Origin of the sequence: Ottowia caeni (genome assembly GCF_050821495.1) — a bacterium.
GTDB classification, from domain to species: domain Bacteria; phylum Pseudomonadota; class Gammaproteobacteria; order Burkholderiales; family Burkholderiaceae_C; genus Ottowia; species Ottowia caeni.
Genome location: NZ_CP151080.1, coordinates 2992921 through 3015854 on the forward strand (window position 1 = coordinate 2992921; position 22934 = coordinate 3015854).

The 22934-nt window shown below is 59.2% G+C and carries 24 protein-coding genes and 2 pseudogenes; 11 read left to right on the forward strand and 15 right to left on the reverse strand.

Features of this window, described 5'->3' with window-relative positions; all coding sequences use genetic code 11:
- From AAAK34_RS14180 to AAAK34_RS14195, 4 genes are all read left to right on the forward strand, one after another.
- Positions 1-1062: a YeeE/YedE family protein gene (locus tag AAAK34_RS14180; RefSeq protein ID WP_231695828.1), complete on the forward strand. Its 1062-nt coding sequence runs from the start codon at positions 1-3 to the stop codon at positions 1060-1062.
- Between the two features lie 91 nt (positions 1063-1153).
- A complete protein-coding gene (locus AAAK34_RS14185; RefSeq protein WP_231695827.1) occupies positions 1154-2482 on the forward strand; it encodes an NAD(P)/FAD-dependent oxidoreductase in 1329 nt (442 codons plus the stop codon).
- A 5-nt stretch (positions 2483-2487) separates the two neighbouring features.
- On the forward strand, positions 2488-2985 hold the full coding sequence (locus AAAK34_RS14190) for a thiosulfate oxidation carrier protein SoxY (RefSeq protein ID WP_431777406.1): 498 nt from the start codon (positions 2488-2490) through the stop codon (positions 2983-2985).
- A 106-nt stretch (positions 2986-3091) separates the two neighbouring features.
- Positions 3092-3331: a thiosulfate oxidation carrier complex protein SoxZ gene (locus AAAK34_RS14195; protein WP_431777407.1), complete on the forward strand. Its 240-nt coding sequence runs from the start codon at positions 3092-3094 to the stop codon at positions 3329-3331.
- A 229-nt stretch (positions 3332-3560) separates the two neighbouring features.
- Here AAAK34_RS14195 and AAAK34_RS14200 read toward each other — a convergent pair whose 3' ends face one another.
- On the reverse strand, positions 3561-4316 hold the full coding sequence (locus tag AAAK34_RS14200; protein WP_431777408.1) for an IclR family transcriptional regulator: 756 nt from the start codon (positions 4314-4316) through the stop codon (positions 3561-3563).
- Between the two features lie 111 nt (positions 4317-4427).
- Between AAAK34_RS14200 and AAAK34_RS14205 the strand changes: the two genes are divergently transcribed.
- The 5 genes from AAAK34_RS14205 (at position 4428) to AAAK34_RS14225 (ending at position 8728) form a co-directional block, all read left to right on the forward strand.
- Positions 4428-5195, forward strand: coding sequence for an enoyl-CoA hydratase/isomerase family protein (locus AAAK34_RS14205; protein ID WP_231695823.1), 768 nt, complete (start codon positions 4428-4430; stop codon positions 5193-5195).
- Between the two features lie 2 nt (positions 5196-5197).
- The gene (locus AAAK34_RS14210; protein ID WP_231695976.1) at positions 5198-6394 is read left to right on the forward strand and encodes a CaiB/BaiF CoA transferase family protein; all 1197 of its coding nucleotides are present in this window, start codon (positions 5198-5200) and stop codon (positions 6392-6394) included.
- Positions 6395-6446: 52 nt separating this feature from the next.
- Positions 6447-7421 carry a Bug family tripartite tricarboxylate transporter substrate binding protein gene (locus tag AAAK34_RS14215; RefSeq protein WP_431777409.1) on the forward strand — a complete coding sequence of 325 codons (975 nt, stop codon included), beginning with the start codon at positions 6447-6449 and terminating at the stop codon, positions 7419-7421.
- A gap of 7 nt (positions 7422-7428) precedes the next feature.
- The gene (locus AAAK34_RS14220; RefSeq protein WP_231695821.1) at positions 7429-8406 is read left to right on the forward strand and encodes a zinc-binding dehydrogenase; all 978 of its coding nucleotides are present in this window, start codon (positions 7429-7431) and stop codon (positions 8404-8406) included.
- A 175-nt stretch (positions 8407-8581) separates the two neighbouring features.
- The gene (locus AAAK34_RS14225) at positions 8582-8728 is read left to right on the forward strand and encodes a hypothetical protein (RefSeq protein WP_431777410.1); all 147 of its coding nucleotides are present in this window, start codon (positions 8582-8584) and stop codon (positions 8726-8728) included.
- 49 nt (positions 8729-8777) lie between these two features.
- Here the strand turns inward: AAAK34_RS14225 and AAAK34_RS14230 are convergent.
- Together AAAK34_RS14230 and AAAK34_RS14235 are read right to left on the reverse strand one after the other, a co-directional pair.
- A pseudogene (locus AAAK34_RS14230) lies at positions 8778-8837 on the reverse strand (hypothetical protein); the annotation flags it as partial.
- 30 nt (positions 8838-8867) lie between these two features.
- Positions 8868-9755 carry a LysR family transcriptional regulator gene (locus AAAK34_RS14235; RefSeq protein ID WP_231695820.1) on the reverse strand — a complete coding sequence of 296 codons (888 nt, stop codon included), beginning with the start codon at positions 9753-9755 and terminating at the stop codon, positions 8868-8870.
- 106 nt (positions 9756-9861) lie between these two features.
- On the opposite strand from AAAK34_RS14235, the gene AAAK34_RS14240 reads away from it, so the two are divergent.
- Together AAAK34_RS14240 and AAAK34_RS14245 are read left to right on the forward strand one after the other, a co-directional pair.
- Positions 9862-10875 (forward strand): ketopantoate reductase family protein, encoded by a 1014-nt coding sequence (locus tag AAAK34_RS14240; RefSeq protein WP_231695819.1) that lies wholly within the window; start codon positions 9862-9864, stop codon positions 10873-10875.
- A gap of 50 nt (positions 10876-10925) precedes the next feature.
- The gene (locus tag AAAK34_RS14245; protein ID WP_231695818.1) at positions 10926-11906 is read left to right on the forward strand and encodes a tripartite tricarboxylate transporter substrate binding protein; all 981 of its coding nucleotides are present in this window, start codon (positions 10926-10928) and stop codon (positions 11904-11906) included.
- Positions 11907-12096: 190 nt separating this feature from the next.
- Here AAAK34_RS14245 and AAAK34_RS14250 read toward each other — a convergent pair whose 3' ends face one another.
- From AAAK34_RS14250 to infC, 12 genes and pseudogenes are all read right to left on the reverse strand, one after another.
- The gene (locus AAAK34_RS14250; RefSeq protein WP_431777411.1) at positions 12097-12672 is read right to left on the reverse strand and encodes a DUF2894 domain-containing protein; all 576 of its coding nucleotides are present in this window, start codon (positions 12670-12672) and stop codon (positions 12097-12099) included.
- A 14-nt stretch (positions 12673-12686) separates the two neighbouring features.
- A complete protein-coding gene (locus AAAK34_RS14255) occupies positions 12687-13334 on the reverse strand; it encodes an OmpA family protein (RefSeq protein WP_231695817.1) in 648 nt (215 codons plus the stop codon).
- Between the two features lie 4 nt (positions 13335-13338).
- Positions 13339-15684 (reverse strand): DUF802 domain-containing protein, encoded by a 2346-nt coding sequence (locus tag AAAK34_RS14260; protein ID WP_431777412.1) that lies wholly within the window; start codon positions 15682-15684, stop codon positions 13339-13341.
- On the reverse strand, positions 15612-15989 hold the full coding sequence (locus AAAK34_RS14265) for a hypothetical protein (protein WP_431777413.1): 378 nt from the start codon (positions 15987-15989) through the stop codon (positions 15612-15614). The genes AAAK34_RS14260 and AAAK34_RS14265 overlap by 73 nt, the downstream gene beginning before the upstream one ends.
- On the reverse strand, positions 15989-16651 hold the full coding sequence (locus tag AAAK34_RS14270; protein WP_231695815.1) for a DUF3348 family protein: 663 nt from the start codon (positions 16649-16651) through the stop codon (positions 15989-15991). The genes AAAK34_RS14265 and AAAK34_RS14270 overlap by 1 nt, the downstream gene beginning before the upstream one ends.
- A gap of 68 nt (positions 16652-16719) precedes the next feature.
- The gene (locus AAAK34_RS14275; protein WP_231695814.1) at positions 16720-17166 is read right to left on the reverse strand and encodes a MerR family transcriptional regulator; all 447 of its coding nucleotides are present in this window, start codon (positions 17164-17166) and stop codon (positions 16720-16722) included.
- Positions 17167-17487: 321 nt separating this feature from the next.
- Positions 17488-17826: an integration host factor subunit alpha gene (locus AAAK34_RS14280; protein ID WP_231695975.1), complete on the reverse strand. Its 339-nt coding sequence runs from the start codon at positions 17824-17826 to the stop codon at positions 17488-17490.
- 38 nt (positions 17827-17864) lie between these two features.
- Positions 17865-20300: a phenylalanine--tRNA ligase subunit beta gene (pheT, locus tag AAAK34_RS14285; protein ID WP_231695813.1), complete on the reverse strand. Its 2436-nt coding sequence runs from the start codon at positions 20298-20300 to the stop codon at positions 17865-17867.
- A 22-nt stretch (positions 20301-20322) separates the two neighbouring features.
- Positions 20323-21394: pseudogene (pheS, locus tag AAAK34_RS14290) on the reverse strand (phenylalanine--tRNA ligase subunit alpha).
- Positions 21395-21505: 111 nt separating this feature from the next.
- On the reverse strand, positions 21506-21865 hold the full coding sequence (gene rplT, locus AAAK34_RS14295) for a 50S ribosomal protein L20 (protein WP_231695811.1): 360 nt from the start codon (positions 21863-21865) through the stop codon (positions 21506-21508).
- Between the two features lie 26 nt (positions 21866-21891).
- Positions 21892-22095 carry a 50S ribosomal protein L35 gene (gene rpmI, locus AAAK34_RS14300; protein WP_028601240.1) on the reverse strand — a complete coding sequence of 68 codons (204 nt, stop codon included), beginning with the start codon at positions 22093-22095 and terminating at the stop codon, positions 21892-21894.
- A gap of 167 nt (positions 22096-22262) precedes the next feature.
- Complete coding sequence (gene infC, locus AAAK34_RS14305; RefSeq protein ID WP_231695974.1) at positions 22263-22883, reverse strand: translation initiation factor IF-3; 621 nt, start codon at positions 22881-22883, stop codon at positions 22263-22265.
- Positions 22884-22934 lie beyond the last annotated feature (51 nt).

Consider the following 22934-nt stretch of genomic DNA (forward strand, 5'->3'; position numbering starts at 1 on the left):
ATGACTCTGATCTGGGCTGGGTTTCTGCTGGGTTGTGCCTTCGGTGTAGCGGCTCGCCTGGGCCGTTTTTGCCTTACGCGCGGGCTGAGTGAATATCACGCCGGCCGGGAAGCCCCCGCACTGGGAGCCTTCGCGCTCGCCATGGCAGTAGCGTTGCTAACCACACAGGCACTCGCATGGCGTGGCATTGTCGATATGAGCACCGCGCAAGTGGTGCGTACACAGTTTTCAGCGGGTGGCGTGCTAATTGGCGGAATGCTGTTCGGCACCGGCATGACACTGGCACGCAGTTGCGGCGCACGGGCGCTGGTGCTGTTGGCCGGCGGCAACCTGCGGGCATTGGTCACCCTGCTGTGCCTCGGCTTGGCGGCGCAGGCCACGCTCACCGGCGTGCTGGCGCCGGCACGGCAGTGGGCGCAGAGCCTGGGAACGATCAGCCTATCGCATGCCACGCTACCGCAGTGGCTGCAAACTCTCGGCGTACCCAGTGGCGGCGCATCGTTCGGAATCGCTATTGCTCTTGCCCTCCCGCTACTGCATTTTTCCCTGCGGCGGTCTGCCCGACGCGGGAATGCTCCGGGGCTTTTGTGCGCTGCCGCGATTGGGGCGCTGGTTGCAGCAGGCTGGTGGATGACCGCCACCATGAACGAGGATCCATTCGAACCCGCACCGCTTACCTCGCTCAGCTTCATCGGGCCTGTCGCGGAAGGCTTGCTTTATCTTCAACTGTCGGTAGGTAGAGAGCTTAGCCTCGGGCCTGCCATTGTGGCCGGCACGCTCACCGGGGCATTTGTTGCTGCACTGATCTCGCGCAGCGCCCGCTGGGAAGGCTTCGATAATCCTGCCAGGCTGGCCGCCTCGGCCTTAGGCGGCTGTTTGATGGGCTTTGGAGGTGTGCTGGCCGTGGGATGCTCCGTAGGCCAAGGACTCTCTGGCTTTTCAAGCCTGGCCTTGGCCAGTGCGCCAGCGTGTATCGGCATTGTGGTTGGGGCACTGATCACACTGCAGGTCCAATCAATTTTCTTGCCCGGTCCTATTCAAACCGGATTCACCCGCATTTGAAGGTTTGGCCATTTGAGGATTTGGTCATCTGAGTAATTGGTCATCTGAACCAAGTCCTGAACATGCCACCCACTGTCATAAGGAGTTTGCCATGCAACGCCGCAGTTTCCTGATCGCCCCGCCCGCACTTGCCCTAGGGGCTATCGCCACCTCCGCCATGGCGGCGCCAACCATCATTAACGCTCAGACACGCATTCTTCCGCGAGAGGGCAGCAAGCCCAGAATCGTGATCTGTGGCGGAGGCTGGGGCGGCATGACTGCCGCGCGCTACCTGCGCGAACTGATTCCCAATTCCGACGTAGTGCTGCTGGAGCGCAACGCCACATTCTGGTCCGGGCCGATGAGCAACAAGTGGCTCGTTGACATTGTGAATACGGACTTCGTGAACCACGACATGCTTCGGCCAGCCAACCGCTACGGTTACAAGCTGCTGAATACCAACGTCATCGGTTTCGAGCGCGACAAGCGCTTGGTTAGAACCGCGCATGGCCTCATTGAATACGATTACCTGATTCTGTCAGGCGGTATTCGCGATGCCTGGGACGCCTGGTTCGGCGACGACGAACGTGCGATCGACTACACGCGTGCGCACTACGCCAGCGCCTACATTCCCAACCAGCAGATGCTTTCGCTCAAGCGCAAGGTCCAGGACTTCAAAGGCGGCACGCTGGTAATGACGCTGCCACCGCCGCCCCACCGCTGCCCACCCTCCCCTTATGAGCGTGCGTGCCTGATTGCCTCGCACATCAAGAAGAACAAGATTCCCGGAAAAATTGTCATTCTAGATCCCAAACCGAAGATTGCACCCATCGGAGTAGGCTACAAACAGGCCTTCGATGAACTGTACCCCGACATCATTACCCACGTACCCAACGCACGCGTACAGGAAGTCGACCCGTTCAACAAACGTATCAAGACGATGGCGGGAGAATTCAAATTTGATGACGCCATTCTCATGCCACCCCACCAAGCCGCGGGCATGGTCTGGCAAGCAGACCTGATCGGCAAGGATGCGGCAGGCAAACCCACAGGTTGGGCCGACATGCACCCGCGCTTGTTCCACGCCAATACTGATGACCGTGTGTACTTCGTGGGCGACTTGATGGGAGCGATCTCGCCCCAGTTTGGCCACTATCCGAAGAGCGGCCACGTTGCCAACTATATCGGCAGAATCGTAGCCAAAAACATAGCTCAGAGAATCGCAGGGCAGGAAGTGACCCCCATGCTGCCAGACAATCTCTGCTACATGATGGTCAACACGGAACCTCAGGAAGAGATCTCGGTCAAATTTGAATACGAGGTTGACGCCAAGGGCCAAGTTATCCAGCAACAGATCGACATGGATGTGCGCACGGCTGATCTGGTGAAGGAGGACTTCGCTTGGATCAACGACCGTTTCAAAGATTTCTTGGCCATTTGATACCCATGAGCTCATCCTCCATGAAAACGCGCAGGCACCTGGTGATGGGCGCGGCAGTAGCGGGCGCTGCGTCTGCCCTGCCTCTGCCCGCCTTGGCGCAAGCCAATAAGCTACCGGCCAACGACCCCTTGGCGCCTAACCCCGTCGAGTTCAATAACACAATGACTCGCTTCACCGGGGGCGCCAAGCCGCTCGGAGAAGGGCTGGTTCTGGATGTCCCACTTCTGGCTGACAACCCCAGCGCAGTGCCGGTCAAGGTCAAGGTGACCCTGCCGATCACTGAGAAAGACTGGTGCGAAGAAATCATTGTGCTGGCCGAACTCAACCCATCCCCTTTGGCCTGTCGGCTGTTTTTTTCCGCGGACACCGGCACAGCGGAGGCTGCGGTGCGCGTGCGACTTTCGCAGTCGCAAAATGTTCATGCCCTGGCGCGCATGAAAAGCGGCAAGATCCTCGCCGCCAAGCAATCCGTCACGGTGGCCGTGAGCGGCTGCGGTATGTAATGGCCGCCCAGGAAAAATCTATGACCAAGCCACCGCGTATCTGGATCAGCAGTACCTCGCCGAAAAAGGCGATGTGCTGCGCGTTCGCGCTCAGATTGAACACATCATGGAAAGCGGATTCCGCCGCGACTCAGACGGCCGACCAAAGCCCCGCAATATCGTGACGACCTTTGAAGCCCGTCTCGGAAAATCACTGCTGTTCAAATGGGAACCGGGCGTCTCAGTGGCACAAAATCCCTATGTCGAGTTCACCTTCTTGGCCCGCGAGAGCGGCGAACTGCACATGCTCTGGAAGGACGACGAGGGAAAAACCCTGGAAGCCCGCAGAAACATTGCTGTCAGTTGAGTTTCATTTTTATTTTCTGTGACTCTCCTCGTCTCAGAGCACAAGAGAGCGAGGGTTCAAAAAGCTGCGGGGCGACGCGCGCCTTGTGACCCGACTCGCACCTGACGGGAAACTCTCAGGGTTCGATTACGGATACCCTCGCCCAATTGCCGCGCTTTTTCGTTGACTTTCGCGGACTAATCCCTATAGATCAGACTCCGAAGATAGTCAAAAAGTGCAGAGGTCTGGTCTAACGAAGCACGGCCTTTCGCAGGACCTCCACTGAGGCATTCAGAATGCCTACCAGTCGCGTTTCGTCTTGCACAATTTCTTGCATCGGCCCACCAATGCTGAGGGTCATTGGCTTGGTGTGACGGGGCACAGGTATCAGAATCGCAAGCGCCGAGGCACCTGCGACCGATGTACCAAGCGAGAGTGCGTAGCCCTTAGAACGGCATGCTTCGCGCTCACGCAAAACATCTTCAAGTGAAAGCACAAGGTTGGGGTCAGGCTCAGTGGCATTTACGCGCCGCAGCAGCAAGGCAACCTCACGTTCAGTCTTGAGTGTCAACAACATCTTTCCCGTGGCACTGCGAAATAGCGGTCTCAGGGAACCCGTCTTGGCCGTGAATCGGTTGGGTCTTGTGGCTTGTAGTACGTGCAGGTAGCGCACATGCAGACCCTGCTGCATGCCTACCATCACGGTGTGCTCTGTCTCGCGATGCACGCCCTCCAGTAAGCGCATGAGGCTTTGCTCGCTGAATAGTTGGTCGCCAATCCACTCTGCCGTCAGCAGCACTCGGACACTGGGCGTATACATGCCGGTGCGCTCATCGTGATCGTACCAACCAGCTTCCGTCAGGTCGCGCAGGAGAACCGACGTGCTGGACTGAGGATATCCAAGCGATTGCGAAATTTCCTTGATCGTGGACGGACGCCGCACCTCCGCGAAAAATTCCAGAAGCTCCATTGCGCGACGCGCTGACTTTACCGCAGGCGAACTCATACACGTATGTGATTTTCAATCATATAAGTGATTATGGCTAAAAGCCATGGGCTTCTCGCTACATTTCCACTCCATGCTTTCGAGTTCTAAGAAACCCACAAAATGAATCCAATGTCAGACGACACCCCGCGATTCAGCGCAAGGGATGGAATTGCCACCATCACGCTCAGCCGCCCTGCCCATCGCAACCGCCTGCACAATGAGGACTTGCAGGCCTTAATGAACGTGTTCGAACGGGTTAACGCGGACTGTTCGATACGCGTGCTCGTCCTGACCTCTGAAGTCACACCCGAGCGGCCCGTTTTCAGTGCAGGCTACAACGCCAACGAGTTTTCCGACGATAGACCTACATTGAGCTTCTCCGCGGTGGTTGATGCCTTGGAACGAGTGCGCTGCGTGACGGTGTGCGCGCTGAATGGCAGCGTCTACGGAGGCGCCACCGATTTCGCCTTGGCTTGCGACATCGCGATAGGGGTTGAAGGCATGGAAATGCGGATGCCGGCGGCGGCACTGGGCCTTCACTATTACCCAAGCGGGCTGGTTCGATACGTTTCCAGGCTTGGAGTCAGCTTTTCCAAGTACGCCTTCTTAACTGCGAAGCCCATGGATGCGGCCACGCTGCTTCGCATAGGTTATTTGCAGGAAGTAGTGCCGGCTGATGCGTTTGAGGATCGCGTGCGCGAGTTATCAGTCCAGATCGCCTCTCTGGCGCCCATGGCTCTGGAGTCTCTCAAACTTTCCTTGACCGAGCTTGCGCGTGGAGAGGGCTCTATCGAGCAGCTTGAAGCTCGGCAACGCGCCACCATGGCAAGCGAAGATTTCCTTGAGGGCCGCAACGCCTTCAAACATCGTCGCACCCCTGTGTGGAAGGGAAACTGAAGATGGCACGCATACAAGCTGGCGACGCCCTCGCCCGTTTCCGAGTACTTGATCTTTCTCGCGTGAGAGCCGGCCCGACCTGCGTACGCATGTTGGCAGACTTTGGCGCAGACGTAATACGCATCGAACCTCCTCCGGGTATTGATGCAAATGACAACATGTTCGTAGACAGTCGCTGCAGCGGAGACTTTCAGAACCTTAATCGGAACAAACGCTCGCTCACGCTCAATCTCAAGCAGCCTCAGGGCCTGGCAGTGTTCATGAGGCTGGTACGAGACGCAGATGTCGTGATTGAAAACTGGCGCCCCGATGTCAAGCAACGTTTAGGGGTGGACTATGAGTCGCTGCGACGCGTCAATCCCCGAATTGTGCTCGCCAGCATTTCGGGATACGGCCAGGATGGGCCTTACGCGGCCCGGCCTGGGTTTGACCAAGTTATCCAGGGCATGGGCGGCTTGATGTCAGTGACTGGCCATGCGGGCCAAGGTCCTTTGCGGGCGGGCATAGCGGTGGCCGATTCAAGTACCGGGCTTTATGCTGCGCTGGGGATTATGGCCGCTCTGTTAGAGCGGGAACATTCTGGCGAGGGCCAATGGGTGCATACCTCGCTGCTCCATTCACAGATCGCCATGATGGATTTCCAGGCGGCACGCTATCTCAATGAAGGTGTGGTGCCGGTGCAGAACGGCAATGATCACCCGACAGCCAGCCCCATGGGCCTGTTCCGTGCCCAGGATGGTGACCTGAACATCGGGGTGGCAGGCGAAGGCAATTGGCTGCGTTTCTGCAAGGTGTTGGGTAGACCCGATTGGCTGACCGACCCTCGATTCTTGACTGAGCGCGATCGTATCGCGCACCGCGCTGATCTGAAGGAAGCCATCGAGACGGTTCTTGCCACAGGGCCCCTTGAGCAGTGGGCGCAACAGCTGAACGACGCGGGGGTGCCGGCCGGCCCGGTTTACACCATGGACCAGATGTTTGCAGATCCACAGGTGCAGCACATGAAAGCTACGGCGCTGGCCACCACCTCCACCGGCAAGACCTGCACATACATCACGCAACCCGTCAGCCTGTCGCGCACGCCCGCCAGTATTCAAGCCGCAGCACCTGACTGCGGGGAACATACGGATGAGGTGCTCCGCGAAGCGGGCTACACCGACCTGCAGATCGCTGAACTGCACGCTGCGGCAGTGGTCTAGTGATCGGCCTCAGTCCTTTCAACGAATTAAAAACGTCAATCTGGAGACCATGATGAAAGCCACCAAAATTTCGCTGTCACGTCGCGCCGCAGTGCTGTTAGCCGCATGCGCTATGGCAACCGGCGTGTCAGCCAACACTTATCCCGAGCGTGCCATCAAACTGGTCGTGCCCTTCCCCGCGGGTGGGGCGGCGGACGTCGCCGCACGTGTCTTCGCCCTCGAACTTGGCACGCAGTTGGGACAGTCTGTTGTGATTGACAACCGGCCAGGCGCTACGGGGAACATTGGCGCGGAAGCCGTGGCGCGCGCCACTGACGGTGGCTACACCCTCCTCTTCGGCAACGATTTTCTCGCCACGAACCAGGCTATGTTCAAGGAGATGCGTTACGACACGCTGCGCGATTTTGTGCCTGTTTCCAAGGTGGCCAGCACCGCCGTCATCTTGGCCGTGCACCCCTCCGTTCCCGCACGAGATATTCGTGAGCTGCTGGCTCTGAGCAAAACCAAATCCTTGAACTACGCCACACCCGGCTTTGGAAGCGGCCCCCACTTGTTCGGCCAAACGCTCGCCCTGGATGCCGGCATCGACATGAAGGATGTCCCCTACAAAGGATCGGCCCCGGCCACTGCGGATGCGGTGGGAGGTCAGGTCGACATGATCGTTTCGACCATGGGACCGATGATTCCTTATTTCAAGTCAGGCAAACTTCGCCCTCTGGCCGTTGCCAGCGCTAAGCGCTCTGAGCAGCTACCCGAGGTCCCGACGCTGCGTGAAGCTGGGCTCAACGCCCAACCCTACGAGACCTGGTATGGCGTTCTCGCGCCAGCTGCAACGCCGAAGCCGGTTTTGGATCGCCTGCGGGAAGCATCTGCGAAAGTGATGCGCAACCCCGAGGTTGCAGCTCGACTACGCTCCGCCGGCCTGGAGCCAGGTTTGGTGACGCCCGAGGAGTTCGGTGCCGAGATACGAACAGACACCGCGCGGTGGGCTCGCGTGGTGCGAGATGCCAAAATCAACCGCGAGTGAGCGCGCGATGATGAAAGCATGGTGGATCAAAAGTGCCGGCGAATCAATGGCACTAGAGTTGCGCAACACAGCTGCCCCCCAACCAGGTCCAGGCCAGATCGCAGTGCGCATTCGATCTGCCTCGTTGAATCGGGGTGAGTTCATCGCCGGGCATGGCTTGCATGCTGCTGGCGCGGCTCGTCCGGCGGGTTTCGAGGCCGCGGGCGAAGTCATTGCGCTGGGCGTGGGCGTACACTCGCACGCCGTGGGCGAGCGAGTGATGGGCAGATGCGATGGCAGCTTTGCTGAGCAAGGCGTGATGCTCGCTGAGGAAGCTTTCAGGGTTCCGGATTGCATGAGTTGGGAACAGGCAGCCTGTGGCTACCTGGTTTACTACACCGTCCATGACGCTCTGATCGAACAAGGCCGCTTGCGTTCTGGCGAATGGCTGCTCGTACCGGGCATATCTTCAGGAGTGGGTGTCGCTGCGTTGCAGGTCGCCAAGGCGCTGGGCGCCAAGGTTTTTGGCACTTCACGCTCAGAAGCCAAGCTGAGCGCATTGAGAAAATTAGGGCTTGATATGGGCCTGAGAACCGCGCTACCCGATTTTGTGCCCGCTGTGATGGAAGCCACCCGCGGCCGCGGGGCGGATCTCGCGGTCAACCCAGTCGGCGGCAGTATGTTCGCGGGTTGTGCGGAAGCACTCGCGTTTGAGGGACGGTTAGCCACCGTTGGATATGTTGACGGCATAGTACGGGCCGAGATCGACTTGGCAGCACTGCACAAGAAACGCCTCAAGTTGTTTGGGGTGTCAAACAAGCTGCGCACCACGGAGCACAGAATCGCTGCATGCCAGGCCTTTGCGCGTGATGTGCTTCCTCTGCTCAAAGATGGTTCGGTGGTACCGCTGGTCGATAAGGTTTTCTCATTCGAGCGACTCCCCGATGCACAAACCTACATGCAAAGCAGTTCGCACCTGGGAAAGATCGTGATTCGAATGCATTAGCGTTGACGCGCGGCCGCGGGTTGGATGTGCGGCCTTGAATTGTCAATCCCCCCGACAACATGGGGTGGCGGTGCCTTTGCTACGCTTCACGTTCAATCAATCACCCTCCCTCGCTTGCCCCCATGTCGGCTTGGCACTGGCTAGGGGCTTGGCCAGGGGATAGGCGAACATCGGCGTGATCTGCGCGCTGGAACAGGCAGGTTACGCGCCAGACGCGATCTGCGGCACCTCTTTTGGCGCACTGGTAGGTACGATACACGCGCAGGGCACCTGGATTGGCTGGAGGAATGGACGCCTGAGCTCACCTGGAAGGGCGTGGTGACGATGGCCTGACGTTTATATTCTGGATGGGCCCCTGCTTGCAACACCACGAAGCATTGCCGTTTGTGTTTCTCGCGGGTGCTTAACTCGGGTTGTTCCCCGCGGCGCACAGCGTCAGAGTTGCCTTGATACCCGCAGAATTACGCTAGGAATTTCGCGCTGGCGGATTGGATGCGCTCGGCCAGTCTATCCATCAGCTCCTTGGGCAAAGCCCCTTTTGTGATCGCGAGGCTTCGGGCAATGGTCAAGCCCCGCACCGGCACGGCAATAAGGCCATCGCGGCTCAACATGGTGGAGGCCACGGTTCGCGAAAGGATGGAATAGCTCAATCCTTTGACCAGTAGCTCGCGCAACAGCGTGAGAGCCTCATGTTCATGCGCCACCTGGATCGTCAAGCCTCTGGCAGCAAAGGCGGCCTCAATCGCCTCTCGGCTCGCGTCACCTCGCGGAGTCAGCGTCAAGGGCAAGGTGAGCAGATCCGGCAGATCCAGTACGGCACCAGCCGCCACGTGCGGCATTTTCTGCCCCACCAGAAACAGCTCCTCATGCCAGAGTGGCACCAGATGCAGAGAGCGCGAACTGACTGGGTTTGTGAGGATCGCGCAGTCGATGTCGCCGTTATCCAACCGGTGCCTGAGCCAGTAGCTGGAAGCTTCGACAACACTGACGCGCACAGGCAACTCAGGATCGGGAAGGCTTTGGGTCAGTAGCTCCAGCAAAATCGGACTGACAGTGGGTGGCACACCGATTCTGAGCGGTTGCGGTTCCTTGCGGCTGGGGCTGACGGAAGCACGGAGCTTGTCCAGTGCAGCAAGAATTTCAGTTGCGCCTTCTAGAAACCGTTGGCCAGTTTCTGTGAGCACGCCCCCTCCCCGCCCTCTTCGAAGGAGGGTGGCATTCAGTTCGGATTCCAGTTCCGCAATCTGCCGACTGACGGCGGACTGTGCAATGCACAGACTCTCTGCTGCACGGCTGATGCTGCCCGCGAGGGCAACCTCGCGCAGATACCTTAATTGTCTGAGTTCCATGTATTGTTGCACCATGCCCGCCGGGCATGCCCCCATCTCTATTTCATGCAGCGCAGGTTACTCTACGCTTCTACCATAGCGGGCAATTCCATAGGGGGACTATTCCTTGAAAATTGCCATCGTGGGCGCAGGCGCCATAGGCTCGCGAATCGCTGCGCACCTTTCGCAATCAGGCACGACATGTACTTTGGTGGATGCGTGGGCTGAACACGTCGATGCTCTCAACCGCGATGGGCTGCGTCTGCGCCGCAAAGATCTGGACCAACGCCACCCTGTTCGTGCGTTCACGTTTCAGCGTCCTCCTACCGAGAAGTTTGATATTGTGCTGCTGGCTGTCCGGAGCGATGCCACGGCCAACGCCCTTCCCCTCGTTCAAGACATCCTGGCGCCAGATGGTTTCGTAGTTTCTTGCCAAAACGGGCTGAATGAGGAAGAAATTGCCAAGTGGGTGGGCGCGGAACGTACTGCAGGCTGCTCCATGATTTTTGGCGCCCGCTTGACCGCACCCGCAGAAGTGACGGTACTGGAAGGCCCGGACACTCTACGACTGGGGGAGTTTAAAGGCGCCGTTACCCCGCGGATCACGGCGTTGGCAAAAACCTTGAGCGCTTGCGGCACGGTGAGTACCACGGATAACTTGCTCGGCTACCGCTGGATGAAGTTGGTACTGAACGCGACCGGAAACCCTCTGCTTCTATTAAGCGGGTTGGACGGAGAAAGCCTTCATGATCGCGCAAGTGCACGACGCTTGATCATCGCGCTGACCTCGGAAATCATGCAAGTGGCGCTCTGTGACGGTGCTCAACCAGAGCCCTTGCTTGAATATTCTGCACACGCGTGGACCACCGCTCAAGCCACTGACTCCGTGCAACTTCATGAAGCATTGCAGCAGCACGGCAAGACCCTGGGCAAGCGGCGGCTTTCCATGGTTGCAGATTTCGAAGCCCGCGGGCGCACGGAAATCGGAGAAATCACCGGCAAGGTGCTGGAAAAGGCACTGCGCCTGCGATGCCCCGCTCCCCTCAACGCCGAGATACTGCGGCATGTGAGGGCTGTGGAAGCTGGTGTGATCAAGCCTGGACTGACGATCCTGGACGCGCTGGCATCAGAAGTAATTTAGCGACGGTACCTAAAAGTACATTTGACAAGATAACGAGAGAAATCCGTACCATGAATACTCCTACCGCCAGCCGGCGCACTCTCATCCAGTTGCTGTCGGCAACCGCTGCCACCGCCGCGCTGCCCGCATTGGCCAACACCTGGCCAGAACGCACTGTTCGGATCATTGCTCCATTCACGCCCGGCGCGGCTACCGACTTTGTCAGCCGCGCACTGGCACAGAAGTTGTCGGAATTGCTCGGACAATCTGTGGTGGTAGAAAATCGCCCCGGTGCAGCTGGCACCATAGCCGCTGAGGCGGTGGCCAAAGCAGCATCCGATGGTTACACGATTCTGTTTGGTGAGCCCGGTGGGGTCGCCGTGGCCCCAGCTGTGATGGGAAACCTTCGATTTGACGCGGCGCGGGATCTGACCCCTGTGGCGCAGGCAGTCTCCTTACCCATGATCGTGCTGGCACACCCGTCTGTGGAAGCCAATGACCTGCAAAGCCTCGGGAAGTTGGCACGCCGCAAGAGCATGGACTATGCGACCAACGGCACGGGTTCAGTGCAGCACCTGACCATGGAACTATTGGCATCCAAACTGGGTATCAAGATGGTCCATGTACCGTATCGCGGCGGCTCACTCGCCATCAACGATCTCATTGCCGGCCAGGTACCTCTCTCCATGCTGACGGTACCTACGGCCGCGACTTACATCAAGTCTGGAAAAGTGAAGGCGCTGGGGATTCTGGACAGCCGTCGATCGCCTTTGCTGCCGGACGTCGCCACTGGCCAAGAGCAAGGGATCGAGGACGCCTCTCTGCCGATCTGGGGCGGCTTGTTTGCGCCCTCACAAACACCCAAGGCGATCGTGCAGCGGCTGAGCGAGGCCATGCAAACTGCGCTGAAGGATCCGGGATTGCGTCAGCGTCTGGAGGAAGCCGGCAATGACGTGGTCTTCCGCAACCCGGCCGAGTTCGGCGCGGTGGTCAAATCCGACAGTGACCGATGGCGCAAGTTGGTCGCCAGCGCAGGCATCAAACTCGAGTAAAGCTCAGGTGTGCCCTGAAGTGTGATCACGCGTCTGCGCGCTCGCGCAGGAGGAAGCTTATCGGCTGGCCTTCCCTCGCTCGGTCACGTGGTCTGGGGTAGGGCGCGGCGGTGCCTGCTGCCTTTGCTCTGGAAGGACGACGAGGGAGAAATCCTAGAAGCGCGCAGAAACATTGCTGTTGCTTGACGATTTATTTTCGTGCTTTGCTGGTCCCCCGCCGCTTCTCCTGTCGCGCTGAAGTGGCGGCAGGAGAAGTAGTGGTCTGCTGTTGATCCAGCCATAGCAGAGTATCAACGTAGTTCACGAAGCGCTGCAGGTAGGCAGGAGATATTTCCTGCATTGCCACCAGCGCGCGGTGAACAAGATGATTCGAGTTGAGGGGTCCCGCTTGGGCCGGCACTTGCGCCAGCGCCTGGCGAAGGCGTTGCTCAGCAGACAGTCGGGCCCATGACCCCCGAAACTGGCGCAGCGTGCTCAGTTCGCGGTCTGCCGTAAATTGAGGCGTAGGCACTGATCCTGCCGGTCCCGCCAAGCTAGGCAGCGGCTCTCTGTGCTGGTGCCGAGCAACCAAACCATCAGCAAGTTGCCCCAACGGACCCCGTGAACCTGGCAGACTGTGGCATACGGGCGGCTTTGCCGGCACCAGGCACCTCTGCGCTCTGAGCGCGGCCAGGCGAGCATCCAGCACGCGACGTGCTGCACCTTCATAGCGGTCCGCGCGGCGAGCCAATGCTTCAATGAGCGCATCATTCAAACTCGAATTCATGGCTCAACTTGAGTTCAAGGTGCTTTCACGCGCGGCATGGGCGCCATTTCCACACGACGGTTGCGTGCGCGCCCTTCAGCGTCCGCGTTGGATGCCACGGCCTGCTCAGACCCAAACGCGGCAGCGAAAACTGCCGACGACGGCACGCCTGCATCAATCAGCGCGCGTGTAACCGTTAATGCACGCTGCGCAGAAAGCTCCCAGTTGTCAACGAACCGCATCTCACCCTCCAAGCGAGTTTGCCGCATGGGTCGGTCGTCGGTGAAACCGCTCACCATGAGGATCTCCCCTCGCTCGCGCAGGTAGTTCGCGAGCGGTTGAACCAGGCTCTGGAGAAGCCGCTGGCCTTCTGGTTGCAGTTCGGCGGAATTGAATTCAAAGAGCACGCTTCCACTGATTCCTATGCGTCCGTCCGTCAAGGTTACGCGGCCTGCAGCCAACGGTGCAGCCAGGGCTTGTTCAAGCGATTGCAAGCGTTGCGTTTGTACCTGACGCTCGTGCTGCTCGACCTTCAAGCGCTCGGCCAACTCCATTTGCATACCCAGCGCAGCCACCAGAATCAGGGCAAACGCACCCAGTGCCCCGGCCATAAGATCGCCAAACACCGCCCAGACAGGGCTGGAGAGCTCTTCCGTGTCCTGCGAAAGATCGTCGATGTACATATTACTAGGCTACTGCATCGGCAGAAGCGGCAGCACGTTCGGCAGCGAGTTGCCGCAGCTCGTCGATGATCTGCGTTTGCGCACCGGTGCTCAACTCAACCACTTCCCGCGCCTGAGCAACGTAGTAATCAAGTTGCTCGTCACTGCGCGCCAATGATTTGGTAAGCGCCGACTCAACGCGCTGCAGTTGCTCCACAAGCTGCTGGTTGGCCTCCCCAAAGTGCTGTACACCCGCGCCAAAGGCTTCCCCAAGGCTAGCCACCTCGACTGCGCTTCCGGTCAACTGTGCAGCCACTGCGTCTATCCGTTCGGTTTGAGCATCCAGCGTCTCTGCAAAACGTGCGCTGGCACGCTCCATCAAGCCTGAGGTCGTGGACACCAGTGCATCTATGGCGCTTCGCTGCTCCGCCGCAGCCTGATTGACTGAATCTAACAGCGTGGAAAGAGTTTGCAGGATCCGGGTGCGCTCCTCCAGCATGGCGTTGTCATGCACCATGCTGTCGGACAGCTTCTGACGCAGCTCGCCAATCACCTCCGCGGCCGCCTGAGGCGCAGCCGAAGCTGATTGCATCAGCGTGCTGATCTCGCTGAGCATGCTCAGCGCCTGCGTTTCCAGTTGGCGTGTGATTCCTTCTGCTGTGCGCGACAACTCTTCGCTCCACCCATGCCATTGTTGGGCGCTGCGCGCGCCTGCTTGCTGCCACTCCGCTTGCAGCGTTGATGCAACGGTGCGCAGCGAATCAGTCCAGGCAGTTTGTCGCGCTTCATCTTGCAACGCAAGGCGGTTGTGGAGTTCGTCATGCGCCTGCTTCAGCTCGCCTATCACTTGTGCTGCTGCACGAGGAGCCTCGGAGGCAGCCTGAACCAAGGTGCCAATTTCAGCCAAAGTGCTCTGCGTCCGAACTTCAAGTTCTTGCGTGATGCCTGCTGCCGTACTTGAGAGCATGTCGCCCAAGTCTTGCCACTGCTGTGCACTTCGGGCACCCGCTTCCTGCCATTGAGCTTGAAGCGCAGAAGCAACCGCACACAATGACTCCGTCCAGGCGGACTGCCGAGCCTCGTCATCCTTGGCCAAACGACGTTGAGTTTCTGCTTGCGCTGTGGTCAGGTCACTGATGGCTTTTGCGGCAGCACCGGGAATATCTGCGGTAGCCTGCATCAGGGTACGAATTTCAGCCAGCGTGCTTTGCACCTGCTTGTCCAGCTGACCGGTAATGCTTTCTGCAGTACGAGACAGAGTCACGGCCAAACCCTGCCACTGCTCAGCACTGTGTGTACCTGCAAGGCGCCACTCCTGTTGCAGGGCTGTTGCAAGGGATCGCAGTGATTCTTTCCATTCAGCTTGGTGTAGCTGAGCCTGCTCTACGAGAGCCTTCTGCAGTTCGGCCTGTGACTGCCGTGCAGTGAGCGCCGCAGCCTCCAGCGCTTGATGATGATGCAAGGTCCACTGCTCGTTGCTTTGAGCCTGGAGGGCCAACGCCTCGCTCCAACGTGCGGAGTAGGCCTGGGCCTGAGACTCCAGGCGCTGCATGAGCACTTCCGACAACTCGGCGGTGCGGGTTTGGAAGGTGCCGGCGAATTCGCCAAGCATTCCCCGCAAAGCTTGCGTAGCGGCTTCGCTGGTCTGTTGGTGCGTGGTGAGCGCTGCAGTCCACTGCTTGGTGACGGAATCGGTAGCTTCACCAAACTGGCTTGCCATGCCGCTCAGTTGAGCGCGCACCTGTTCAGCCTGGGCTGCTTGCAACCGCGAACTTTCACTGGCGAGCCCCTGAAGTGCCGCCTGAACAGCGGGCTGCATGGCCTCTCCCGCATGGCGTGCGCTCTCGATGGCGCTGGTGGTGAGAGATCGCTCCACTGATGCAGCCAGGCTGGCGTAGGCCGTTTCAGTAGTCGCATGAAAACGCGCCTGCTCCGCCGTGAGGCGCTCATTCAGTGCTGCCTGCTGGAGTTCCAACGTAGCAAGCAGGGAACCAATTTTCTCGACCAGCGCAGGCATCATGCTGACCTGCTGCTCCATCAGGTGCAGCGAAGCTTCTCGTTGATGTTGCGCGGTGAATGGCCGCAGGACGGTGGCCATGGCAGCATCCAGTTGCTGAGCCACATGTAGACGCTCCCGGCGGGCCAGCGAAGTCATGAGCCCCAGCGCAGCGGATGCGCCTACCCCTGCTACGGATGTTCCAAAGGCCAAGCCCAGGCCGCGCACAGGAGCTGCGAGTGCATCCCGAATGGCCTGCAAGCCCTCTGCACCCAATAGCGCCGAACCTGTGCCACGCAAGGTCACGACCATGCCAAGGAAGGTGCCCAGCATGCCGAGAAGAACGAGCAGCCCGGTGATGTAGGAAACCAGCACGGGTCCAGGAAGGCCTGACCGCCCCCCTCCACCCGCTGGCGCACCGGAATGGACAACCCCGCAGGCAAAGATGCGAGCCAGCCATCCAAGTTTGCAGGGGCATCTTTCAAGCTCTTCAGCGCCCGTTCCAAGGCGCTACTTCCGCGGCGGAACAGCCACAACTCCCACGCCCCCGCCATGTAGAAGGCCGCAATCAGGAGCGTCAGGGCAAGTGCAAGCGTATGACCGCCAATGTAGCCAGCCCCCACCCACCCCAGAACGGCCAATCCTGCCACTAAAGCAGCAGTAAAAATCAGTTTCATCATCAATTGTCATCCAGGGCTTCAATGAGCCCTTCTACTGGTTGCATTCGGAGATCCAGCTCAGCGAGCAGCACGGCATACATATCTTGGCGAAACACATTCACCCAAGTGTCATTTGCCTCGCCTTCATCATCACCCGCTTCGCGCAGGCGTCTGCAATGTCTTTCCATCAGGCCGGGAATACTTGCCAAAAGCCGTCTTTCCTGTGCACTCAGGGCGCGCGTCATGACGGCATCCACGGCCGCCAGGCGCGCTAGCTCCGGAGTTCGTGCCGCCAACGCTGCACGTACACTTTCACGCAACTCGCCCACCTTCTCTTCCAGGAACTGCTGGTGCGCTACGAACCGCCGACGCAAAAGCGTGTATCCAATATCTGCGTCCATCGCGGCAACATCGCGCGTTAAGGCCTGGGCGACAGTAGCACGAACACGTTCGCACTGTGCACGCGCATCGAACTCCAAGAAACTCGTTGCCCCGGCCGCCAGAGGTCGATCCAGAGCAGCAGAAAGCGCAATGGCATCGGCCCAGCCCACCCATTGCACCAACCCGTCGACAAAGCCCGCACGTGCATCGCCTACCCGCACGCGGGAGTCGGTCAACGTCTCAAGCAGGCGCACCAGCGCCACGCCGGTGAGACTGGTACGCACTCTAACTTGCTGGACCATTTCGCCTGACTAAAAAGCTTTGCAGTCTAACCCGAGCACCAGTACCCTGAAGTCGCCAAGAAAGCGTGTCAAGGCGAAACAGTCAGCAGCTCTCGAATTTCCCGGAGCTCTTTCATCACCAAGGAGATCTGCTCGGGAACCGCGCCGCAAACGTGCGCCGCGTTTTGGTTGGATTCGCTTGAATTAGATTCATCAGACTCGACGGCGCTGCCGCCTTCAAAGACGGCCTCACCCTCGGAGCCACTGCCTCGTTCCCGCTGGGATATTTCCTGAAGCTTATGGCGCGCCCCGTTGATAGTGAAGCCCTGGTCATACAGCAAGTCGCGAATGCGCCGAATCATGAGCACTTCATGGTGCTGGTAGTAACGCCGGTTACCGCGCCGCTTCATCGGGCGCAGTTGCGTAAACTCCTGCTCCCAATAGCGCAACACATGCGGCTTGACGCCACAAAGATCCGCCACCTCACCAATGGTGAAGTAGCGCTTGGCGGGAATAGAAGGAAGAGCTTGCTCCATTAAATCAAAAAACGGAAGTTAGGCCGGTCGCTAGCATCTGGAAAAGCACCTCACCAGCATCTTGTTAGTGTAGTGTTCGACGTATTGCTCGACCTAGTGTCAAACACCTAGTCCACCTTCGGTTGAGTTCACGCTCATGAGAAACAAAACTTCCAAGCTCAAAACGGCCTCGGCGCCCCTGCCCTTGTAGGAGCGGCTTCAGCCGCGATGGCAGCGTTCCATGACTCGCCAAGGCTGGCCTTCGCGGCTGAAGCCGCTCCTACAGGGAATACTTCTTGTTTCTCCGCGAACGCCAGGTGCCCCCGAGAGGCTTGGGAGGCTCTAAGGCGCTGGTGGGTTTTCGTCACCCTCTGCCTGCACCTGCTCCTTGAGCTTCTGGCTGGCGTGGAATGTGATAACCCGGCGTGCCTCGATGGGAATCAACTCTCCCGTACGGGGGTTCCGACCCGGACGCGGCGCCTTGACCCGTAGCTGAAAATTCCCAAAACCTGAGAGCTTCACCTCTTCTCCCTCGATCAGCCTCTGGCTGATCAGGTCGAAAAAAGCGTCGATCATGTCTTTCGATTCGCGCTTGTTCAGGCCGATCTGCTCGAATAGCCTCTCTGCAAGTTGAGCCTTCGTCAGAGCCGATATTTCCAGGCTCTCCACTGATAATTCCATGGGGTCCACGCTCCTGTTCATTCCTTCGCCAAGGTGCATCATCCCCTCAGGCGAGCACCGAGATCGCGTTGCAACGACCCGATCACGGACTGCACGACCGATTCAATTTGCTCATCGGTCAACGTGGCTTCAGCGCTGCTGAGCGTGAGCCGCACCGCCAGACTCTTTTCACCCAGGGCCACGCCTGCTGAAGAACCAACATCTGGCTTCGGACGATAGACGTCGAACAGGACCGCGTCGCGCAGCAAGCCATCGCTGGACGCTTTCCAGACGACCTGCATCAGCTGGGCGTGCGTCACGCTTTCAGGAACCACCACAGCCAGATCGCGTTCAGCGGGCTGGTGACGATGCACCGTTTTAGCCTGCGGCAGAGGACGAGCTAGCACAGCCTCCAGGTCCAGCTCGAACAGCACAGGCGCTTGCTGAAGCTCCCAGCTCTGGCGCCAGCGCGGATGCAACTCGCCGACAAATCCAATGGGATGACCATCTAGCAGTACCGCAGCCGAGCGACCGGGATGCAGCGCAGGATGCTCGGCCGGCTGGAAGGTCGGCTGACGCGGTGCGAGCAAGGCTTCGACGTCGCCCTTGGCATCGTAGAAGTCTGCCGGTGCCTGACGGCCCTCCCAACCCTGGCGCCCGGCGGGGCCGTAGGCTATTGCAGCCACTCGCAGGGGCTGGCGGATGCCTTGTACGGTGGTGTCGGTGGTCTTGGCGGAGGCGTCGCGCATGAATGCACGGCCGATCTCAAAGGCGCGCACCCGATCCGCGCGGCGGTTGGTGTTGTGCTTGACGACCTGCAGCAAAGAGCCCATAAGGGAGGAGCGCATGACGCTCATCTGGCTGGCAATAGGGTTGAGCAAACGGATAGGATCTGCATTACCGGCGAGGTCACGCTCCCACGCTTCTTCCACGAAGCTGAAATTAATGGTCTCCAGGTAACCCAGGCCTGCCAGCAGGTGGCGTACCGCAAACGGACTACGACGCGACTCGGAGCGCACGCGGGGAACGATGGGTGCCAACGGAGCCGTGGTCGGCAGCTGCTGGTAGCCCACCAGGCGCGCAACTTCCTCAATCAGATCTTCCTCAATGCGCAGATCGAAGCGATAGGCCGGCGGCGTCACCGTGATCGTGCCGTCTCCCTCGGTGAGCGGCAGGCCGAGTCGCCTCAGGACCTCTGCACACTGCTCCTGCGTGAGCGGCATTCCGATAACCTTGGATGCACGGGCCACGCGCAACGTTACCGGCTGGGGCTTTGGCATGTTCGGCTGGTGATCATCCACAGGCCCGCAAACAGTTTCCGGGGTGCCGCAGATGTCAATGATGAGCTGACTGATTCGCTCGATGTGCGCCAGCGTGAGTTCGGGGTCGACCCCACGCTCGAAACGGTGTCCGGCGTCGGTACTGAAATTGAACCGACGCGAACGGCCGGCAACGGCGTCGGGCCACCAGAAGGCGGCCTCTACATAGACGCTCTTTGTGTCGTCGGAGACGGCAGTGGCATCGCCCCCCATGATGCCGGCCAAGGACTCAACCTCGCTCTCATCGGCGATCACGCCGACAGTCTGATCAAGGGCGACCGTATTGCCGTTCAGCAGTTTTAGCTGCTCGCCTTCCTTGCCCCAGCGGACATGGAGGCCACCATGGATTTTGTCGAGATCAAAAATATGTGTGGGCCGGCCATACTCGAACATCACATAGTTCGAGATATCGACCAGCGCTGTCACGCTACGCTGGCCGCAGCGCTGCAGGCGATCGATCATCCATTGCGGTGTAGCCGCCTTGGTGTTAACACCCTGAATGACACGGCCCGAGAAGCGCCCGCACAAATCGGGCGCCTCTATCTTCACAGGCAGGATTTCAGCAGAGCCTACGGCCACTGGCGGGTGAGACGGCGTGTTCAGCGGCGCCCCAGTGATTGCGGCGAGTTCTCGTGCAATTCCATAAACGCTCAATGCGTGGCCCAGGTTGGGCGTGAGCTTGAGTGTGAATAGCGCCTCATCCAGCGAGAGCACCTGACGGATATCCTGCCCGACCGGGGTTTCTGCCGGCAACTCAAGAAGGCCGCCATGATCATCAGAGAGCTTGAGTTCGCGCGCCGAGCACAGCATGCCTTGGCTTTCAACACCGCGCAGCTTGCCGATCTTGATGGTGAACGGCTTACCGTCGTCGCCAGGTGGCAACTCGGCCCCCACCATGGCGCAGGGCACCTTGATACCCACGCGGGCGTTGGGTGCGCCGCAAACAATGTTCAAGAGCGCTTCCTGGCCGACATCCACCTGGCACACGCGCAGGCGATCGGCGTTGGGGTGCTGCTCGGCGTGCTTGATCTCTCCAACCACGATCTTGGAAAACGGGGGCGCGACGCTCTGCACTTCTTCCACTTCGAGCCCGGCCATGGTAAGCGCCTCAGCCAGTTGTTGCGTGGAAAGGGGTGGGTTACAGAACTCTCGTAGCCAGGACTCAGGAAACTGCATAAAAAATCTCTGTAGAAGCCGGTTAGCTGAATTGGCGCAGGAAACGCACGTCACCTTCGAAGAACAGACGCAGGTCGTTCACGCCATAGCGGAGCATGGCCAAGCGGTCTATGCCCGAACCGAAGGCGAAACCGATGAAGCGCTCGGGATCCAACCCCATGTTGCTCACCACTTGGGGGTGCACTTGGCCGGAACCGGAAACTTCCAGCCACTTTCCTGCCAATGGGCCGGTCTGGAACTGAATATCGATCTCGGCGCTGGGCTCCGTAAACGGGAAATAGCTGGGCCGGAAGCGCAAGATCAGGTCGTCCGTCTCGAAGAACGCCTTGCAAAAATTCAGATAAGTGACCTTCAGATCCTTGAAGCTCACGTTCTCACCCAGCCAGAGCCCTTCCACTTGATGGAACATCGGAGAGTGGGTGGCGTCGTTGTCTACCCGGTAGGTGCGGCCTGGCGCTATGACACGAATTTCGCTCATCTCGCCGCGCGCCAACTGCTGCGCCTGCGCCCTGGCGTGTGCAGCAGCGTAGCGGATTTGCATGGGGCTGGTATGGGTGCGTAGGCAATAGGGTTGACCGTCGGCGTCGTTCATGTCGACGTAGAAGGTGTCCTGCATTGAGCGCGCCGGGTGATTAGGCGGGTTGTTGAGCGCCGTGAAGTTAAACCAGTCACTCTCGATTTCAGGGCCGTCGGCCACGTCAAAACCCATGCTGCCAAAGATGGCTTCGATACGCTCCCAAGCCAGTGAGATGGGGTGCAGGCCGCCCATGCCACGCTGCCGGCCCGGCAACGTGATGTCTAGAGCCTCCGCGCGCAATTGGCGGTCGAGTTCGGCGTCCTGTAGAGCCTGGCGGCGGGCGCTCAAAGCTGCCTCAACCGCTTGCTTGACCACATTGATGGCTGCGCCACGTGACTTTTTCTTCGACGGGCAGCGCGCCCAGGCCCTTCATCAACTCAGTGAGGCGGCCTGTCTTGCCGAGGTAGAGCGCCTTCGCATTTTCCAGGTCGGCCGGTGTGCCGGCCTCACTGAAGGCAGCGCGCGCGCTTTCTACAATCGCATCAAGTTCGTTGGCGGCGGAAATGGGTGGATTCATGGCGGGCGGGAAACAACTATGAAATGAAAAAGGGATTGAAGCCAGTCCGGCCTCAACCCCTTGGGCAATCTGCGTACATCGCTAATGAAAGCGATATCCGCAGAGAGGGCTTCAGGCAGCCAGCTTGGCCTTAGCCTGCTCCACAATGCCAGCGAATGCCGCCTTGTCATGCACGGCGATGTCAGCAAGGACTTTGCGATCGATTTCGATGCCGGCCTTGCGGATACCGTTGGCAAACTGGCTGTAGGTCATGCCGCATTCACGCGCAGCGGCGTTAATACGGGCGATCCACAACTGACGGAATACGCGCTTCTTGTTACGGCGGTCACGGTAAGCATATTGACCGGCCTTCATCACTGCCTGTTTGGCGATGCGATAGACGTTACCGCGGCGACCGCGGAAACCCTTGGCAAGGGCGAGGACTTTCTTATGGCGAGCTCGGGCTGTTACACCACGTTTGACGCGAGGCATGCTGTTTCTCCTTGTTCGTCAGTTGATCAGAGGCCAGCGAACGGCAGCATCTGCGCCATGTGACCCATATTGGTCTCATGCACATTCACGGCACCGCGCAGTTGGCGCTTGTTCTTGGTGGTCTTCTTGGTCAAAATGTGACGCTTGAAAGCTTGGCCGCGCTTGACGGTTCCACCCGGACGAACGCGAAAACGTTTCTTCGCGCTGCTCTTGGTTTTCATTTTGGGCATTTAAATGCTCACTCTTCAATTGTGCTCGTGAGGCGTCTGCAAACTCCTTGCAGCCTTGTTGGCCCCGAGACACTTCTTGTTGCCAGCCTTGCAGCCAGCTTGTCTGCCAACGCGTCCTGCCCCGATACTTCGTGGGGCGGAACGTGTCCGCAAATTCACACCTTACATCAACCGACTTCCTGCGAGGCAGACTGTCCCACAGGAGCGGGCTTGGCAGCGCCACCCCCACCCGGCTTCTTGCGCGCCGGTGCGAGCATCATGATCATCTGGCGGCCTTCCAACTTGGGAAACTGCTCCACCAGGATCTGATCAGCCAACTCGTCACGAATGCGGTTAAGCAATGCCATGCCCAACTCCTGGTGCGTGATCTCGCGACCGCGGAAACGTAGCGTCACCTTGACTTTGTCACCATCTGCCAGGAAGCGGCGGATGTTACGCATCTTGATGTTGTAGTCGCCGTCGTCCGTACCAGGGCGGAACTTGACTTCCTTGATTTCGATGACCGTCTGCTTGGCTTTGGCTTCAGCGGCCTTCTTCTGCTCGATGTACTTGAACTTGCCGTAGTCCATCAGCCGGCAGACCGGCGGATTGGCGTTGGCGACAACTTCAACCAAGTCGACGTCATACTCGCCGGCCAGGCGCAGAGCTTCCTGAATGGGTACGACGCCTAAAGACTCGTTCTCTGGTCCGTTGAGGCGCACCTCGGGGGCCATGATTTCTCGATTCAGACGATGCGCGCGCTCTTCCCGTTGGCGACGATCACGAAAATTGGTAGCGATGGCAAAAATCCTTCATACATAAATGCTACGGAGACCGTAGCGATAGCCGCACACTGCACA

Excerpts from the sequence above, each read along its gene's own strand:
- AAAK34_RS14180 (WP_231695828.1), top strand. The coding sequence starts at position 1 with ATGACTCTGATCTGGGCTGGGTTTCTGCTGGGTTGTGCCTTCGGTGTA.
- AAAK34_RS14185 (WP_231695827.1), top strand. The coding sequence starts at position 1,154 with ATGCAACGCCGCAGTTTCCTGATCGCCCCGCCCGCACTTGCCCTAGGG.
- AAAK34_RS14190 (WP_431777406.1), top strand. The coding sequence starts at position 2,488 with ATGAGCTCATCCTCCATGAAAACGCGCAGGCACCTGGTGATGGGCGCG.
- AAAK34_RS14195 (WP_431777407.1), top strand. The coding sequence starts at position 3,092 with ATGGAAAGCGGATTCCGCCGCGACTCAGACGGCCGACCAAAGCCCCGC.
- AAAK34_RS14200 (WP_431777408.1), bottom strand. The coding sequence starts at position 4,316 with ATGAGTTCGCCTGCGGTAAAGTCAGCGCGTCGCGCAATGGAGCTTCTG.
- AAAK34_RS14205 (WP_231695823.1), top strand. The coding sequence starts at position 4,428 with ATGTCAGACGACACCCCGCGATTCAGCGCAAGGGATGGAATTGCCACC.
- AAAK34_RS14210 (WP_231695976.1), top strand. The coding sequence starts at position 5,198 with ATGGCACGCATACAAGCTGGCGACGCCCTCGCCCGTTTCCGAGTACTT.
- AAAK34_RS14215 (WP_431777409.1), top strand. The coding sequence starts at position 6,447 with ATGAAAGCCACCAAAATTTCGCTGTCACGTCGCGCCGCAGTGCTGTTA.
- AAAK34_RS14220 (WP_231695821.1), top strand. The coding sequence starts at position 7,429 with ATGATGAAAGCATGGTGGATCAAAAGTGCCGGCGAATCAATGGCACTA.
- AAAK34_RS14235 (WP_231695820.1), bottom strand. The coding sequence starts at position 9,755 with ATGGAACTCAGACAATTAAGGTATCTGCGCGAGGTTGCCCTCGCGGGC.
- AAAK34_RS14245 (WP_231695818.1), top strand. The coding sequence starts at position 10,926 with ATGAATACTCCTACCGCCAGCCGGCGCACTCTCATCCAGTTGCTGTCG.
- AAAK34_RS14250 (WP_431777411.1), bottom strand. The coding sequence starts at position 12,672 with ATGAATTCGAGTTTGAATGATGCGCTCATTGAAGCATTGGCTCGCCGC.
- AAAK34_RS14255 (WP_231695817.1), bottom strand. The coding sequence starts at position 13,334 with ATGTACATCGACGATCTTTCGCAGGACACGGAAGAGCTCTCCAGCCCT.
- AAAK34_RS14265 (WP_431777413.1), bottom strand. The coding sequence starts at position 15,989 with ATGATGAAACTGATTTTTACTGCTGCTTTAGTGGCAGGATTGGCCGTT.
- AAAK34_RS14270 (WP_231695815.1), bottom strand. The coding sequence starts at position 16,651 with ATGGTCCAGCAAGTTAGAGTGCGTACCAGTCTCACCGGCGTGGCGCTG.
- AAAK34_RS14275 (WP_231695814.1), bottom strand. The coding sequence starts at position 17,166 with ATGGAGCAAGCTCTTCCTTCTATTCCCGCCAAGCGCTACTTCACCATT.
- AAAK34_RS14280 (WP_231695975.1), bottom strand. The coding sequence starts at position 17,826 with ATGGAATTATCAGTGGAGAGCCTGGAAATATCGGCTCTGACGAAGGCT.
- pheT (WP_231695813.1), bottom strand. The coding sequence starts at position 20,300 with ATGCAGTTTCCTGAGTCCTGGCTACGAGAGTTCTGTAACCCACCCCTT.
- rplT (WP_231695811.1), bottom strand. The coding sequence starts at position 21,865 with ATGCCTCGCGTCAAACGTGGTGTAACAGCCCGAGCTCGCCATAAGAAA.
- rpmI (WP_028601240.1), bottom strand. The coding sequence starts at position 22,095 with ATGCCCAAAATGAAAACCAAGAGCAGCGCGAAGAAACGTTTTCGCGTT.